Origin of the sequence: Geotalea toluenoxydans JCM 15764 (assembly GCF_001311985.1) — a bacterium.
Taxonomy (GTDB): Bacteria; Desulfobacterota; Desulfuromonadia; order Geobacterales; family Geobacteraceae; genus Geotalea; species Geotalea toluenoxydans.
On the sequence record NZ_BBCJ01000009.1, the window covers coordinates 54535 to 71420 of the forward strand.

The window sequence follows — 16886 nt, forward strand, 5'->3', positions numbered from 1 at the left end:
TCTCCTATTTGCCGGTGAAGGTGCGCTGGACAATGTTGAGGAATTCCGTGGAAAAGCTGTCCATCTCGCCGATCAGAACGCGGATTTTTTGTTGAAAATGGTTATATCCCATAACGGCTGGTATGGCGGCAACCAGGCCAATTGCAGTCGCGATCAAGGCCTCGGCAATGCCGGGAGCGACAACGGCAAGTGATGCGGAGCCGGTTTCGCCGATCCCCTTGAAAGCGGTCATAATGCCCCAGACCGTGCCGAAAAGTCCGATAAAAGGAGCAGTGGAGCCGGTAGTCGCCAGGAATGTCAGGTATTTCTCCAGTCTGGTTATTTCCGACGTCGTGGCGCGGCGCAAGGCACGGGTTATGTTGTCGATTCCTGCCAGATCGGTACTTATGACATTAGGGTCCTGTTTTTCCTCTCCCTTTTCCATGAGCTTCTTCAGCTCACCATAGCCTTCATTGAAAAGCACGGTGAGGGGTGAATTGGCAAAGCGGTCCAACTGGGCATTGATGGCGTCGAAGCGTTTAGCCTTCCAGAAAAATTCCAGGAAACGTTCTGATTCGTTATTCGCCCTGTGCACCTGAAGGAGTTTGTAGAAGATGATAGCCCAGGAAACGACTGAAAAGTAAAGAAGAACAAAGAGTACCAGTTTTACGACCAGTCCGGTTGTGGCGAAAAATTCCAAGGCTTGTTACCTCCTGATAGCGGATGCAAAATTTGTTAGTCTGCGGCGATAAAGTCCAATACATAAGCCTTCCGCATGCCGAAGTCAACACGATTTTTCTGCTTGAATCAACATGGGGTGGGTTAATAAAATTCCGGCTTTCGATCGGGGAAGCAGGTGATCTGCTGCCGCCAGCTCTCCATTTCGGCAAAATCCAGGACAGCCGTGGGTTCGCAGCTTTCATAGCCACCTTCGGCGAGGATCTCTCCCTTGGGGCCGATGATCATGCTGGCGCCGAAGAAGTCCAGCTTTCCCATCACCCCGCAGGCGTTGGCTGCAACAATAAAGAGCTGGTTTTCGATTGCCCTCCCCAGAAGGAGCAGCCGCCAGTGTTCCTGCCGCGGCTTCGGCCATTCGCCGGGGACGACGATGATCTCTGCCCCTTCCACCGCCCAGACGCCGGGTCAGCTCGGGAAAGCGCAGGTCGTAGCAGATGATGACGCCGATCTTTCCCAGACTGGTATCGGCTAACAGCCATGATTCGCCGCCGGTAAAGGCCCGGTCCTCGTTCATCAGGGAAAAGAGGTGGATCTTCCGGTATTTCCCCACCAGTTTGCCCTGATCAAGGACATAGGCGGTATTGCAGACCTTGTCCCCTTCCGGTTCGGGCAGGCTCCCCACCAGCACCATGCCCAGTTCCGCCGAAAGGCGGCCCATCTCCTCCACCACCTCGGGAGTCCGCCTGGCCAGCTCGTTCAATTCCCTATAGGCAAAGCCGCAGCTCCACATCTCCGGCAGCACCGCCAGCTGCACCCCTTCCCCATGCAGCCGGTGCAGGGCTTCCCGCACATGCTCCACGTTGGCATCTATATCCCCAACCTTGATAGTGAACTGCACCGCGGCAGCCTTGATCTGCTTGCTCACAGGCGACCTCCTCCATAAATAAAATTTCATTATGATGTGGGGAAGTTTAATGCAAATAAACATCTATTTCAAGAGGAGTTAAATTTGGACATTTGCCGTTCCTATGGATTATCATTTCTTATGCACGTTTCTCTCTACATCCATTTCCCTTTTTGTCTGAAAAAATGTCTCTACTGCGATTTCGATTCCGTTGCCGGTTCCCTGGTCTCCCCTGATGAGTATGTGGCGGCGGTGGTGCGGGAGATGGAGCTTCGTGCCGGACAGCTAGCCGCTCCGGTTTCTGCGCCGACTCTTTATTTTGGCGGCGGCACTCCATCGTTGATGGCGCCGCAGCTGGTGGGGCGGGTAATCGACACCGCGGCGCGCCTCTATGGATTGGACACCGATGCGGAGATTACCATTGAGGCGAACCCCGGCACGGTGACGGCGGAAAAGCTTGCCGGTTATCGTGCTGCGGGGGTAAACCGTTTGTCCCTGGGGGTGCAGGCGCTGGATGATGCCCTTTTGCAGCAACTTGGCCGTGTCCATAGTGTAGAAGAATCGCTAGCCGCCTATAAGGCCGCGAGAAAAGCCGGCTTCGACAACATCGGTTTCGATCTCATCCACTCGCTTCCCGGCCAGAGCCTGACCATTTGGGAAAAAGCTCTTGGCGAGGCAATCCGGCTTGGCCCGGAGCACATTTCCGCCTATAGCCTCAGCGTCGAGGAGGGGACTCCGTTTGCAGCCATGTTCGAGGCTGGGGTGCTTAACCTGCCCCATGAGGATGAAGCGACAGCCATGTTCGAGGCTACCAGACATTTGCTTGCCTTGCATGGTTACGAGCATTACGAGATCTCCAACTTTGCCCGGCCTCTTTTCAAGTCCCGTCATAATCAGGTTTACTGGCGGCGTGGCAACTATCTCGGTTTCGGCGCCGGTGCCCATTCATTCCTGCGAGAACCCGGTTGGGGCTTGAGGTGGGTCAATCCCCGCAATCATACCGCCTACCTTGCGGCAATGCAGCAAGACCAGCTGCAGGAGGAAGAGCTGCAGCAACTTGCGCGTCGGGATGCTCTTGCCGAGGCGTTTTTCCTTGGGCTGCGCCTGCTGGAAGGGGTTGATATGCAGGATGCCATCGAGGAATTCGGCCCTGTTGTTGAGGAAGAATACGGAGGCCTTATCGGGGAGCTTGAAGGCAAGGGGCTGCTGATGACGTCGGGTCGTCACATTGCTATCCCTCAAGACAAAATCATCTTTGCCAACAGGATTTTCTCCAGCTTCATCTAGCAGGCTTGCAAGCTGTCAAACCCCCATCAAAAGGGGGGAAAATCCCTTGACAAAGACTAATCCGGTTGTTATTTTGACAGCATTAGCACTCAAATTCTTTGAGTGCTAATGTGCTTTAAAGAGGTACACTTATGGACGAGCAGCTTTCTCCCCGAGGCAGGCAGATTCTCGAAGCGATCATCGAGGATTACATCGTCACGGCGGAGCCGGTCGGCAGCAGGACCATCACTCGCAGGCACCCCATGTCCCTTTCCCCGGCTACGGTGAGAAATGTCATGTCTGACTTGGAGGAGATGGGTTTTCTCGCTTCGCCTCATACTTCAGCCGGGCGTATCCCCACTGACAAAGCTTACCGTTTCTACGTGAATTCGCTCCTGTCGGTGAGGAACATTGGCCGTGACGAGCAGGAGGAGATTCTCAGGCGCTGTTCCGTGACAGGCAAGGATATGGCGGAGGTGCTCAAGGAAACGAGCCGGATGCTTTCCTCCACCTCCCATTATATGGTATTGTCGTTGCCCCGCGCTTTGATGCCAACGTTTTCCGTCAGATCGAGTTCGTCAAGCTGGGGAGCAGGCGCTTACTGGCGATCCTCGTTTCTCAGAACGGCACGGTGCAGAACCGCATCATCGAAGCGGACGAGGATATACCGGCTGATGACCTGGTTAAGATGTCCAACTATCTGAATGACCTGCTTGAAGGGCTTACCATCGCTCAGGTGCGGTCAAAGCTTTTGCAGGAGATGCAGAGCGACAAGGCGAAATATGATCGCTTCATGGCCAGGGCATTGGCCCTCTCCACCAAGACGATCGACGAGGATGTTGCAGAGATTTTCATCGAGGGGCAGGTAAACATCTTTGATCAGCCTGAATTTGCCGATGTGGCGAAGATGAAAGAGATATTCCGCACCTTCGAGAAAAAAAGCACCATCCTGCAGCTGTTCGATCGGGCCATTGCCGCTGAAGGTGTGCAGATATACATTGGAGCCGAATCCCACCTGAGCGACATGCCGGGAATGAGTCTCATCACCTCCACCTATGTCACCGGCCAGAATACCCTGGGGGTGCTGGGAGTGGTCGGACCCACGAGAATGGGCTATGCCAAGGTTATTCCCATCGTGATTATACGGCAAAGCTGGTGAGCAGGTTGTTGGAGATGGAATAAACAACAATTACACTTAAGCACATGGTCAAGGAGATTAACAACAGTGGATAAGAAGAAACACAGCGCGAGTTCCATCAGCGAAGCTCTCAAGGAAAAGGCTTCGACTGCTGAAGAATCCGAAAAACAAGAAGGCGCGGAATCAGCTGACCTGACTGAAGCTGAGCCCGATAAGCTGGCAGAGATGGAAAATGCATTAAAAGCTAAAGAAGCTGAGGCAGCGGCAAACTGGGATAAATATCTCCGTGAGCGGGCTGACCTGGAGAATTACCGGAAAAGGGTGCAGAAGGAGAAGGAAGAGCTGCTCAAGTACGGCAATGAGTCGTTGATTCTTGAGATTCTCCCTGCCATTGATAACATGGAGCGTGCCCTTGAGCATGCCAGCGAAGAAAGCATGGCAGCCATCATAGAAGGGATCAAATTGACCTTGAGCATGCTCCAGTCGACCCTGAAGAAATTCGGTGTCACCCCGGTGCAGTCCGGACCTGGTACCGCTTTCGATCCCGCCTTTCATCAGGCCATGAGCCAGGTGGAGTCCACCGAACAGGAACCCAATACCATCGTAGCTGAGTTCCAGAAGGGCTACCTGCTCAATGAGCGGTTGTTGCGGCCGGCCCTGGTCTCGGTGGCGAAGTAAAAAGAGCAGGTTCGAGGTGCAATGTTCGAGATTCGACGTTAAAAGCCCGAACCCCGAACCCCGAACTCCGAACTTCGAACTTCGAACTTTTTTTACCTGTCCCCTTGCTTTTGCCGGTGATGACTAGCTTTTAGATACAGATATTCAAAAGGAGGAGTTTAAATGAGCAAAGTTATAGGAATAGACCTGGGAACCACCAACTCCTGCGTCGCAATCATGGAGGGTGGCGAACCCATTGTTATAGCCAATGCCGAAGGGAGCCGCACAACCCCTTCAATGGTGGCAATCACCGACAGCGGTGAGCGTCTGGTCGGCCAGCAGGCCAAGCGCCAGGCGGTAACCAACCCGGAGAACACCCTCTTTGCCATCAAGCGTCTTATCGGCCGCAAGTTCGAATCGGAGGCTGTGAAAAAAGACATTGCCATCTCTCCCTTCAAGATCGTCAAGGCCGATAATGCCGATGCCTGGGTGGAGGTACGGGGGCAGAAATATTCACCTCCCGAAATTTCGGCCATGGTACTGCAGAAAATGAAGAAAACCGCCGAGGATTACCTGGGTGAGACCGTGACCGATGCGGTCATTACCGTACCGGCGTATTTCGATGACTCCCAGCGCCAGGCCACCAAGGATGCCGGCAAGATAGCCGGCCTGAACGTGTTGCGTATCATTAACGAGCCGACTGCGGCCGCTCTTGCCTATGGCCTGGACAAGAAGAAGGACGAGAAAATCGCCGTTTTCGACCTGGGTGGCGGTACTTTCGATATTTCCATTCTTGAACTGGGAGAAGGGGTTTTCGAGGTTAAGTCCACCAATGGGGATACCTTCCTTGGGGGTGAGGATTTCGACCAGAACGTCATCGACTGGATTGCCGACGAATTCAAAAAGGATCAGGGTATCGACCTCAGGAATGACAAAATGGCACTGCAGCGTCTGAAAGAGGCTGCAGAGAAGGCCAAGTGCGAGCTTTCCTCATCCATGGAGACCGATATCAACCTGCCGTTCATCACCGCCGATGCCAGTGGCCCAAAGCATCTCAACCTGAAGCTTACCCGGGCAAAACTGGAAGCGATCTGCGCCAACCTCATCGACAAGCTGGAAGGCCCGTGCCGTACCGCCCTCAAGGATGCGGGGCTTTCTCCCAGCGACATCGACGAGGTGATTCTGGTCGGCGGCATGACCCGTATGCCAATCGTTCAGAAAAGAGTCCAGGACATCTTCGGCAAGGTGCCCAACCGGGGCGTCAATCCTGACGAAGTTGTGGCCATCGGTGCTGCTATCCAGGGTGGAGTGCTCAAGGGTGACGTGAAGGACGTGCTGCTTCTGGACGTAACGCCGCTTTCCCTTGGTATCGAGACCTTGGGCGGGGTTATGACCAGGCTGATCGAGAAGAACTCCACTATTCCCTGCCGCAAGAGCCAGATCTTCTCCACTGCCGCCGATAACCAGCCGGCAGTGAGCATCCATGTTCTCCAGGGCGAAAGGGAAATGGCCGGCGACAACAAGACCCTTGGCAACTTCGAATTGACCGGCATTCCCGCTGCACCCCGCGGTGTACCCCAGATCGAGGTCACTTTCGACATCGACGCCAACGGCATCGTTCACGTTTCGGCCAAGGATCTGGCACCGGCAAGGAGCAGTCGATCCGCATCACCGCATCTTCCGGTCTTTCCAAGGAAGAGATCGACAAGATGGTCCGCGAAGCAGAATCACATGCCTCAGAGGACAAGAAGAAGCGAGAGCTCATCGAAGCCCGCAACCAGGCCGACAGCCTTGCCTATTCAACTGAAAAATCCCTCAGCGAATTCGGCGACAAGATCGATGCTGCCGAGAAACAGAAAATCGAGGAGGGACTGGCAGCCCTGAAAAAGGCCATGGAAGGCAACGACGCTGATGCCATCAAGAAGGCGAGCGACGAATTGATGCAGGCTTCCCATAAACTTGCCGAGCAGTCTACGCCAAGGCCCAGCCCGCCGGCGAGGAACAGGCAGGTGCTGCAGCCCACGAAGGTGAAGCAAAAGGGGAAAAGGTCGTCGATGCCGACTTCGAGGAAGTGAAGGAAGACAAGAAATAGACCGGCTGCTACCTGCCCGGTTTAAAAATAGGGGCGACGCTTGCGTTCGCCCCTATACGTATTTATGAAAGGACTCTTTTCCGCTCTGGCGCTGTCAATCGGCGGTCTCGCCTGTGCGACATACTCATCCTCTCTTCTATCTTCCTCTGGGAGAGAGATAGAGAGAGGGTCCGTACGTCTCCGGGCAATTCCTCCATTTCCTTGCCGGAACAAAAAATCTCCTTTCGAGGCTACTTAAAAAGGGAAAAGGAAGGATAACTTGGCAAACGGTGATAAACGCGACTATTACGAGGTGCTGGAGGTACACCGAAACGCCTCTGAAACCGAGATCAAGAAGGCATACCGGCGTCTGGCAATTCAGCATCACCCCGACAAGAATCCCGGGGACAAGGCGGCGGAAGACAGATTCAAGGAACTGACGGAAGCTTACGAAGTGCTCTCCGACTCGCAGAAAAGGGCTACCTACGACCAATTTGGCCATGCCGGCATGGCTGGGGGTGGATTTTCCTCCGGCGGCTTCGGTTTCGGAGCCGGTTCCCCCTTCGGTGACATCTTTGGTGATATCTTTGGCGATGTCTTCGGCGGCAGGCCGCGCAGCCGCGGCAAGCGTGGAGATGACCTGCTCTACAACATGGAGATAACCTTTGAAGAGGCTGCCTTCGGCGTCGAGAGGAAGGTAGAGGTCCCCTATGCAAAGCGATGCGAAAGTTGCGGCGGCAGCGGCGCCAAAGCCGGTACTGAGCCTAAAACCTGCCCCACCTGCCGTGGTGCCGGCCAAGTCCGTTTTCAGCAGGGCTTCTTCAGCGTCAGTAAAACCTGTAGCCATTGTAACGGGGAAGGAAAAGTGGTGGAAAATCCTTGCCCCGATTGCCGCGGAGCCGGCACGGTCAGGGACAAGAAGACTTTGTCGGTGAAGGTTCCGGCCGGGGTCGAAACGGGCAATCGGCTCAAGCTTTCCGGCGAGGGGGGCCAAGGTTCCAAGGGGGGCGCAAATGGCGATCTGTATGTGGCCCTTGCCGTCAAAGAGCACTCCATCTTCAAACGGGAAAACAATGACGTTATCTGCGAGATCCCCATCAGCTATACCCAGGCTGCCCTGGGTTGCGAGTTGGAAATTCCCACCCTGGACGGCAAGGCCAGTCTGAAAATACCGGAGGGTACCCAGTCGGGGAAGCTGTTCCGCATTCGTGGCAAGGGAATTCAGGTGCTGCAGGGATACGGCAGGGGAGATCACCTGGTCATAATCAAGGTGGAAACGCCGACCAATCTGACCAAGCAGCAAAAGGAACTGTTGGAAGAGTTTGCCAGGATCAGCGGCGAGGATGTGAACCCCATGCGGAAAAACTTCTTTTCCAAGGTTATGGACCTGCTCCATTGAACGGCGTAAGGGGATCAGGCATCAGATCAGGGATGCTGTGGCGATTTTCGCCATGGCCATTCTTTGCTTCGCTGTCTCGCCAGTGTATGCCGGTGGCAGTTATACGGCCAGTACCACTCTGCTGCGCAACCAGGAGTACGGCGATGCCCTGGTGAAAGGCATCAGGAGCGCCCGCCGTAATGTTATCTTCTCCTTTTACCTGTTCAAGGTCACTGAATCGCGCAACAATCGGCCGGGAACCATCGTTGCCGAGCTGATCAAGGCTGCCCGGCGCGGCGTCGATGTAACAGTTATCCTGGAAACGAGCAATGATCTAAAAGACAAGCTCAATGATGAAAATCGAAAGACAGCGGCTCTTCTTACCAAAGGAGGAGTCAAGGTCTTCTTCGATCTGCCCGGCGTAACCAGCATCTTAAAACTGCCGTCATAGACAGCCGTTATGTTTTTATCGGCAGCCACAACCTTACACAGAGCGCCCTGCAGCACAATAACGAACTTTCGGTCATGATCGATTCTCCGGAGATGGCCGCGGAGATCAAAGCATACCTGAACCGCCTCTGACCCTGCTGCGGCTTCAAATCTCCAGTCATACCCCTTCCACCGCCAGCTGTGCCGATAAAAATACTTGCTTTACCCTATTAAGTGGTATACTTCCACCGTCAATTTTCCACTTCATGTCAAACAGCTAACCAATAGCCAAGGCCAACTATGGATCGAGCCGAATTGAAACTCCTGCTGCAAAAGGTGAAAGAAAATCGAATCAATGTTGATGAGGCGCTGGAGTGCCTCAGGCACCTGCCATACGAGGAACTGGATTGTGCGACGGTGGATCATCACCGTGCCCTGCGCCAGGGTTTTCCCGAGGTCATCTTCGGCGAAAGCAAATCGGTGGGGCAGATGGAACAGATCATCATCGCCCTTATGGCCAAAGGAAACAATGTCCTGGCAACGCGGATCGATGGGGAAAAGGGAGCGGTGCTGATGCACAAATTTCCGGCTGCCCGTTATCACAGGGAATCGCGCTGCCTGACCATCGAGCAGAAGCCGGTGGAGGCCAAGGGAGGGGCAAGATCGTCGTCATTTCTGCAGGCACCTCCGACATGCCTGTTGCCGGAGAAGCAGTGATAACCGCACGGATTATGGGCAACGAAGTGGAAACGCTCTTCGATGTGGGGGTGGCTGGGCTGCACCGGTTGCTGGCCAGAAAGGAACTGCTCTTTTCCGCCTCGGTAATCATCGTCGTCGCAGGTATGGAAGGGGCCCTCCCTTCGGTTGTCGGTGGTCTGGTGGACAAGCCGGTCATTGCCGTTCCCACGTCTGTCGGCTACGGGGCGTCCTTCGGCGGGGTCGCAGCCCTGCTTGGCATGCTCAACTCCTGTGCTGCCGGGGTAACGGTGGTCAATATCGACAACGGCTTCGGCGCTGCCTATGCCGCCAGTCTCATAAACAGGGAATCATCTTCTACAATATAGCTACGGAGAACGGCTTGAAGGTTTTGTTTTTCGATTGTTTTGCCGGGATTGCCGGTGATATGACGGTGGCAGCGATGATTGAGCTGGGCCTGCCCCTTGAACATCTACGCCGGGAGCTTGCCCGGCTGTGCCTGCCTGCCTCCACCTACGAATTGGCTGTGGAACCTGTCAGGCGAAAGGGGATCGCCGCCAGTCATTTTGAAGTGCGGGTTGAGCAGGATCAGCCCCATCGCCATTATGCAGACATAGCTGCCATGATCGATGAAAGCTCCCTTGCTGCGGCGGTAAAGGACAAGGCGCAGCGTATCTTTCGCCGAATTGCTGAAGCAGAGGCGAAGGTGCATGGCATGGAGATCGGCCATGTGCACTTTCACGAGGTTGGTGCCGTCGATTCCATTATCGATATTGTCGGCGCCGCCATCGGTCTCGATTACCTGGAGATTGAGGCGGTATACGTCTCGCCACTCCCCTTGGGGAGCGGCTATATCGAAACGGCCCACGGCAGGCTTCCGGTACCTGCACCGGCAACGGCAGAGCTTCTCAAAGGCCTCCCTGTCCATGGCAATATCGGCCTGGTGAACGGGTCACTCCCACCGGCGCGGCCATTGTTGCTGCCCTGGGCACCGCCTTCGGCAGCCCCCCCCCCATGGAGATCAGGTCCATCGGCTATGGGGCCGGCAGCAAGGATTTTGCAGACATGCCGAACCTGTTGCGCCTGGTCCTGGGGGAGACTGCAGAAACTCTGCAGCGGGACGAAATCGTTGTGCTTGAAACCAATATCGACGACATGAACCCGGAACTCCTCGGCTTCCTCATGGAACGTCTTTTTGAAAAGGGGGCACTGGATGTAACCTTTTCCCCCTTGCAGATGAAGAAAAACCGTCCGGGAACCCAGGTAACGGTCATTACCCCCTGCGACAAACGCGATGAACTGGCACGGCTGATCCTGTCCGAATCCACAGCTATTGGTGTCCGGTATTACCCTGCCAGCGGCTGATCCTTTCACGAAGCGTCGAGGAACGGCTGACCAGCCTGGGGGCGGTGAAAGTCAAGGTGGTCACGGATGATGCCCTGCTCAGGCGTGTGGTGCCTGAGTTCGAGGAATGCCGGCGTCTTGCCGCGGAAAAGGGCCTGCCGCTCATGCATGTCTACCGCATCGTCGAACGTGAGGTGGCGGAAACATGAGGCGCTTTGTCATCCTTTCCGCAACCTGGTTCGGTGCCGGCTTCAGCCCTGTGGCCTCGGGCACGGTCGGCACCCTGGCTGCCATCCCCCTTTATCTGGTCCTGGCCAGGCTGTCGCTTCCCCTTTATCTGCTCACCTTGCTGGGCTTTTTCTTCTATGCCTGCTGGGCTTCCGACCGGGCGGAGTTTATTTTCGGTGAAAAGGATTCGGGAAAGATCGTCATCGATGAGGTTATCGGCTTTCTCATTACCATGACCGGCGTTCCCTGTAGCTGGCAAGGGATTGTTGCAGGCTTTTTCCTGTTCCGCTTTTTCGATATCACCAAGATTCCACCGGCCCGCTTCTTCGATCGCCGGGTGAAAAACGGTTACGGCGTGGTGCTGGATGACGTGGTGGCCGGCATTTATGCTGCCATTGTCCTGCATCTGCTGCTGAGGTTCATGTGAGAGCTGCCATTCTTTCCATCGGTGACGAACTGCTTCTGGGCGAAGTGGTGGATACTAATGCCGCCACCATTGCGGCGCGGCTCTATAATCTGGGGGTCAACCTGCCGCTGCAGATGACGGTGGGGGACAGCATGCAGGATATTGTCGATGCCTGCCAGCTGCTGGCAGGGAAGAGCGATACCGTTATCGTCACCGGCGGCCTTGGTCCTACGGTGGATGATGTCACAGCCATGGCTGCGGCAAAGCTTGCCGGTTCACCACTGGAACCGAACCTGGAGGCGATGGCTCATCTGAAAAATTTTGCCGAAAAAGTGGCAGAAAAGCTGCATCCGGCAAATGACAAGCAGGCGCTGATGCCGGTGAGCGCCAAGGTGATACCTAACCCGGTGGGTACCGCCTGCGGCTTCTCGCTGGTCCATGAAGGCTGCAGATTTTTTTTCCTCCCCGGTGTTCCCGGCGAGATGGTCTCCATGCTCGATGAAACGGTGCTGCCGGCACTTGCTTCCTCCGGTCGGCTCAGGACATTGCGGACAAAAACATTCAAAGTATCGGGTGTGTCCGAGGCCGAACTGGATGTGATGTTGCAAGGGATGACGGAAGGTTTTGCCGCCGCCTCCATTGCCTTCTGCGTCAATTTTCCGGAAATTGAGGTAAAGATCAGGGTGGTGGCGGACGAAGAGCTAACTGCCGACGAAATTATCGCCATCGTAGGTGACAAGACCAGGAACATTCTGGCAGCCGCGTTTTTGCCGAGGATGGTGAAACCATCGACACGGTGGTGGCCGGTCTTTTCAAAAAAACAGGAGCTACCCTGTCCCTGGCCGAATCCTGCACTGGCGGCCTCATTGCCAAACGCATTACCGATCTTTCCGGAAGTTCGACATATTTTCTCGAAGGTCTTGTTACTTACAGCAACCGGGCCAAAATCGATCTGTTGGGCGTTCCCGCGCAACTTCTGGAAGAAAAAGGTGCAGTCAGTGCCGAGGTGGCAATGGCAATGGCTCGTGGAGCAAGGGAAAAATCCGGCAGTGATCTTGCTCTTGCCGTTACCGGTATCGCGGGTCCCGAGGGGGGCTCAGCGGAAAAGCCCGTCGGCACGGTGTTCATGGCACTTGCCGGCCAGGAGCAATGCCGGGTCAGGCTTTTTAATTTTCATGGTGACCGGGAGCAGGTTCGCCTGGTCACCTCGTTTGCCGCCCTTAACTGGCTGCGAAGGGAGCTGCTCGCCCGGCCATAACAAGCAACAATATGCAGCACGATGACAGGTGGATCATGACGTCTGCCAGAAAAAAAACCGCTGTTAAAATCCTCATCCTCTCCATCGGACTGATGCTCTCAGGCTCATTGCCGAGGCACTCCTTCCCGCCGCCGTTTTTTCACCCCTTCTTCACCTGGCTGTTGTTGTTTTGCTGGCGGTTTCGCTCGTCATCCTCAAGGTAGCTGGGGGGACAACGAGAACCCACAGGGAAAGCGAATACTCCCATGAACTGCAGGAAATGCAGCGGGAGGTGGACAAGACCATCCGCCGCTACAAGAGTCTTCTTGAAGGGGCCGGCAATGCCATCTTTGTCTTCAATGCAGACAGCGGCATTCTGGAAGAGGTTAACCGAAAAGGGTGTGAACTCCTCGGCTTCAGCAAGGAGGAAATGGCCGCCATGCGCGGCAAGGATCTGGTGCTTGAGGATGAGCAGGGAAAATTCACCTTGATGGTCTACCGGGTGAAGCGCCGTGGCCGGGCCCATTCCGACGGCATTACCTTCAAAAAGAGCGACGGCTCTTCCTTCCTTGGCGAGATAGATGCCCGGCTGATCGATCTCGGAGATGAAAATTTGGTTCATGTTATCGTACGCGATGTTACCTACAGGCACCGGGCAAAGCTGGAGATCCAGCAACGGAACAGAGAATTATCAATTCTCAATAATATTCTGGCCGGTACCCAGACTTCCGATCTGCAGACGGTACTTGAAACAACCATCAAGGAGACTCTGGAAATATTCTCTGCCGAGGGGGGCACCATCCACCTTCTGGAAGACGACGGGAAGAGCCAGGTGCTGGCTGCTTCCATCAACATCTCTCCGGAACTTAATGGGAAATTGGCCCATAATAGATTGCAATGCCCATCGGACTGCCGCATGTCGTCAGTTCAGCGTTGCCATGTGCTGAACTCTCTGGAGGAATTTCCATGCCACATTGCCCTGGCCGCAGCGGAGGAAGGTTGGCAGTGCATCACGGCGGCGCCCCTGGTGGCGAAAACGGACCTGATCGGCATCATGCATATCCTGACCCGTGCGGAGCAGCATTATGCCACAGAGGAATTGCGATTTCTGAGCACCATGGGAAGCCAGATCGGCATAGTTATAGAGCAGTCCCGGCTTTTCAGCGAACTGAACTGGAAGAACGAGGAACTGCTCCGCTCCCATCGCCTGCTGGAAAAAAGCAGCAACAAACTGGCCGTTTCCCAGAATCGGTTGAGGAAGAATCTGACCCTTGTGGAGCGGGCCAACGCGGAGCTGGAAAGATTTGACAGGATGAAAAGCCACTTTATCGGCATGATTTCCCATGAATTCAAAACTCCTCTTACCAGCGTCCTCGGTGGCGCCGAGTATCTCCTCAACCTGGACAACCGGGATCTGTCGGTGGAACAAAGGCGCATGCTGGAGATGATATACAATGGGGGCCATCGACTGAACGAGATAGTCAGCGATCTTTTGACTGTAATAAAACTGGAAACCAGCGCTTCACCGGTAAAAAAAGTATCGTTGCAGCTGTCGGAGATTATCGAAACCTTGCAGGAACAATTCAAGCCGCTTCTCAATGAAAGGAAGCAGACCTTGAGTTTCCGTAACCAGGAAGCCCTACCTTATTTCAATGGTGATCGTGAGTATCTGGAGGAGGTTTTCAATGAACTGCTGGAGAATGCCATGAAATTTACCCCCGATGGCGGTGAAATCATCATCAAGGGACGAGTTGTCGACCGACAGGCTTTGGCAGAAAAGGCGGAACTGCTGATTCGCTTCAATCCCGGTTTTTACGAGCACCAGAGCGGCTCATGCTATCTTGAGGTGCAGGTGCAGGATTCGGGCATCGGTATCAGGGTTGACGAGCAGCTGAAAATTTTCGACAAGTTCTATGAGGTGGGGGACATCAGGCACCATTCCAGCGGCAAACACAAATTCCAAGGCAAGGGGACCGGTTTGGGACTGGCCATCGTCAAAGGGATGGTGGAAGCCCATGGCGGAATGGTGTGGGTCGAATCGTCGGCGGGATCAGGCAGCTCGTTCTTTTTGCTCCTGCCACTCGAGGAGATTCCAGGGCAGCCTACACTCCCCTTTGTTCAGCAGGAAGCTCTCCCCTTTTTAACAGGTCTTTGAAAACGCAGAGATTTATGAATTGGTTTGCTGCAGAAAAACTGTAAGCAGAAGCGGCTTCTGCAGGACAAAGATAAACTTGAAAAGGCACTGATAAGTGTGCTATTTGTGGGTACGCTCCAGCTAATAGTGTTATGTGGAGAGGGTATAAAATTACGGGAGGCTCCTGAATGCAGGAAAGAGAGAAGGCTATTGACCTGGCGTTGAGCCAGATAGAAAAGCAGTTCGGCAAGGGTTCCATAATGCGTCTCGGCAATGAAGAGGCCTTGCCCGATGTGGCAGCCATACCTACCGGCTCCCTTTCCCTCGACATTGCCCTTGGTGTCGGCGGCGTGCCCAGAGGGCGCATTATCGAAATCTACGGCCCGGAGTCGTCGGGAAAGACTACACTGGCACTGCACATCGTTGCAGAAGCACAGAAAACGGAAGGCATTGCTGCCTTTATCGATGCCGAGCACGCACTGGATATCGGCTATGCCCGTAAGCTGGGGGTGAAAACCGATGACCTGCTGGTTTCTCAGCCGGACACCGGTGAACAGGCCCTTGAAATAGCGGAGACACTGGTGCGAAGCGGCGCCATTGATGTCCTCGTTATCGATTCGGTAGCGGCGCTGGTGCCGAAGGCTGAAATAGAAGGGGAGATGGGGGATTCGCACATGGGGCTGCAGGCCCGCCTCATGTCCCAGGCCCTGCGGAAGCTGACCGCTATCATCAGTAAATCCAACTGTTGCGTCATCTTCATCAATCAGATCAGAATGAAGATCGGCGTCATGTTCGGCAATCCGGAAACAACCACTGGCGGCAACGCCCTCAAATTTTACGCCTCGGTGCGTATGGACATCAGGAAGATTGCCAGCCTCAAGCAGGGAAATGATGTCATCGGCTCCCGCACCAAGGTGAAAGTTGTGAAGAACAAGGTGGCTCCTCCCTTCAAGGAGGTTGAATTCGATATTCTCTACGGCGAGGGCATTTCCCGGGAGGGGGACATCCTTGATCTGGCCGTGGAAAAGGGAATTGTCGACAAGAGCGGCGCCTGGTTCTCTTACGGCAAGGAGAGGATCGGCCAGGGACGGGAAAACTCCCGCATCTACCTGAAGCAGAATCCGGAGATATGTGCGGAAATAAAGGAAAAGCTCGCCCAGCAGGCAGTACCCTCCGGAGGGGGTGCATAAAAAATGGATCTTAACGAGATACTCACCATAGCTGTCAAGGCGCGCGGTTCGGATATCCACATCAAGACCGGCATGCCTCCCATCGTCCGCATTGACGGAAGGCTGAGGGCCATTCCCAATGCGGAACGCCTTACGGCCGAGAATGTCATGAACATGGCCATGGGGATCATGAACGAACGGCAGCAGAAGCATTTCGACGAGAATTTCGAGGTCGATCTTGCCTATGGCGTACCCGGCCTCGGCCGCTTTCGTGTCAGTGTCTATGCCCAGCGGGGTAGCATCGCCATGGTGTTCCGTGCCATCCCCTTCGGCATTCCATCACTGGAGGCGCTCAATCTGCCGCCGGTCCTGAAAAAAATTGCCATGGAAGAGCGCGGGCTGGTCCTGGTTACCGGGACCACCGGCAGCGGCAAGTCGACGACCCTGGCGGCAATGGTGGATTTCATCAATGAAAGCCGCAACTGCAATATCATCACCATTGAAGACCCGGTGGAATACCTGCACAAGGATAAAAAGAGCATCATCAGCCAGCGTGAAGTGGGATTCGACACCTCCTCCTTCGGCAAGGCCCTGACCAGTTCCCTGCGTCAGGACCCGGATGTTATTCTTGTGGGTGAAATGCGCGATTTCGAAACTATCGAGACCGCCCTCACGGCTGCCGAAACGGGCCACCTGGTCATGTCGACCCTGCATACTCTGGATGCAGCCGAGACCATCAACCGCATCATTTCCGTCTTCCCCCCCTATCATCAACGTCAGGTAAGGATGCAGCTTTCCGGTATCATCAAGGGTGTCATTTCCCAGCGACTGGTACCGAGAGCCGACGGCAAAGGGAGGGTGCCCGCCGTCGAAGTCATGATCGGTACAGCCCGCATCCGTGATTGCATCGACGACAAGGAAAAGACCAAGCAGATACCGGAGGCCATTGCCCAGGGTTTCACCACCTACGGCATGCAGACCTTCGACCAGTCATTGATGCAGCTATTTACCCGAAAGCTGATTACCTACGAAGAGGCCCTGCGCCAGTCATCCAATCCGGATGACTTTGCCCTCAAGGTTTCCGGCATCTCTTCCACCTCCGATGCAACTGGGATCAGTTCGCCATGGAGGGAGGCGAAGAAGGGGAGAAGCTGGAAGTAGACAAGTTCTGA

The 16886-nt window shown here is 54.9% G+C and carries 9 protein-coding genes and 7 pseudogenes; 14 read left to right on the forward strand and 2 right to left on the reverse strand.

Features of this window, described 5'->3' with window-relative positions:
- Positions 1 to 4: 4 nt before the first annotated feature.
- Both tolQ and JCM15764_RS07415 read right to left on the reverse strand, forming a co-directional pair.
- Positions 5 to 679 (reverse strand): protein TolQ, encoded by a 675-nt coding sequence (tolQ, locus tag JCM15764_RS07410; protein ID WP_012646191.1) that lies wholly within the window; start codon positions 677 to 679, stop codon positions 5 to 7.
- Positions 680 to 801: 122 nt separating this feature from the next.
- Positions 802 to 1582: pseudogene (locus JCM15764_RS07415) on the reverse strand (carbon-nitrogen family hydrolase).
- Positions 1583 to 1666: 84 nt separating this feature from the next.
- Here JCM15764_RS07415 and hemW point away from each other — a divergent pair.
- From hemW to JCM15764_RS07480, 14 genes and pseudogenes are all read left to right on the forward strand, one after another.
- A complete protein-coding gene (gene hemW, locus JCM15764_RS07420; RefSeq protein ID WP_243688544.1) occupies positions 1667 to 2848 on the forward strand; it encodes a radical SAM family heme chaperone HemW in 1182 nt (393 codons plus the stop codon).
- A gap of 131 nt (positions 2849 to 2979) precedes the next feature.
- Positions 2980 to 4009 (forward strand): annotated as a pseudogene (gene hrcA, locus JCM15764_RS07425) (heat-inducible transcriptional repressor HrcA).
- 43 nt (positions 4010 to 4052) lie between these two features.
- Positions 4053 to 4643, forward strand: coding sequence for a nucleotide exchange factor GrpE (grpE, locus tag JCM15764_RS07430; RefSeq protein ID WP_054694146.1), 591 nt, complete (start codon positions 4053 to 4055; stop codon positions 4641 to 4643).
- Between the two features lie 162 nt (positions 4644 to 4805).
- Positions 4806 to 6714: pseudogene (gene dnaK / locus JCM15764_RS07435) on the forward strand (molecular chaperone DnaK).
- Between the two features lie 259 nt (positions 6715 to 6973).
- The gene (gene dnaJ, locus JCM15764_RS07440; protein ID WP_054694150.1) at positions 6974 to 8092 is read left to right on the forward strand and encodes a molecular chaperone DnaJ; all 1119 of its coding nucleotides are present in this window, start codon (positions 6974 to 6976) and stop codon (positions 8090 to 8092) included.
- Between the two features lie 52 nt (positions 8093 to 8144).
- Positions 8145 to 8522, forward strand: coding sequence for a phospholipase D-like domain-containing protein (locus tag JCM15764_RS07445; RefSeq protein WP_243688545.1), 378 nt, complete (start codon positions 8145 to 8147; stop codon positions 8520 to 8522).
- A gap of 17 nt (positions 8523 to 8539) precedes the next feature.
- A complete protein-coding gene (locus tag JCM15764_RS22340) occupies positions 8540 to 8653 on the forward strand; it encodes a phospholipase D-like domain-containing protein (protein WP_500778425.1) in 114 nt (37 codons plus the stop codon).
- A gap of 147 nt (positions 8654 to 8800) precedes the next feature.
- A pseudogene (larB, locus tag JCM15764_RS07450) lies at positions 8801 to 9564 on the forward strand (nickel pincer cofactor biosynthesis protein LarB).
- 14 nt (positions 9565 to 9578) lie between these two features.
- Positions 9579 to 10749, forward strand: a pseudogene (gene larC / locus JCM15764_RS07455) (nickel pincer cofactor biosynthesis protein LarC).
- Positions 10746 to 11195 carry a phosphatidylglycerophosphatase A family protein gene (locus tag JCM15764_RS07460; protein ID WP_054694154.1) on the forward strand — a complete coding sequence of 150 codons (450 nt, stop codon included), beginning with the start codon at positions 10746 to 10748 and terminating at the stop codon, positions 11193 to 11195. The pseudogene larC and the gene JCM15764_RS07460 overlap by 4 nt, the downstream one beginning before the upstream one ends.
- Positions 11192 to 12432 (forward strand): annotated as a pseudogene (locus JCM15764_RS07465) (competence/damage-inducible protein A). The gene JCM15764_RS07460 and the pseudogene JCM15764_RS07465 overlap by 4 nt, the downstream one beginning before the upstream one ends.
- 169 nt (positions 12433 to 12601) lie before the next feature.
- The gene (locus tag JCM15764_RS07470) at positions 12602 to 14566 is read left to right on the forward strand and encodes a PAS domain-containing sensor histidine kinase (protein ID WP_243688546.1); all 1965 of its coding nucleotides are present in this window, start codon (positions 12602 to 12604) and stop codon (positions 14564 to 14566) included.
- 167 nt (positions 14567 to 14733) lie between these two features.
- The gene (gene recA / locus JCM15764_RS07475; protein ID WP_054694159.1) at positions 14734 to 15735 is read left to right on the forward strand and encodes a recombinase RecA; all 1002 of its coding nucleotides are present in this window, start codon (positions 14734 to 14736) and stop codon (positions 15733 to 15735) included.
- 3 nt (positions 15736 to 15738) lie between these two features.
- Positions 15739 to 16886 (forward strand): annotated as a pseudogene (locus JCM15764_RS07480) (type IV pilus twitching motility protein PilT).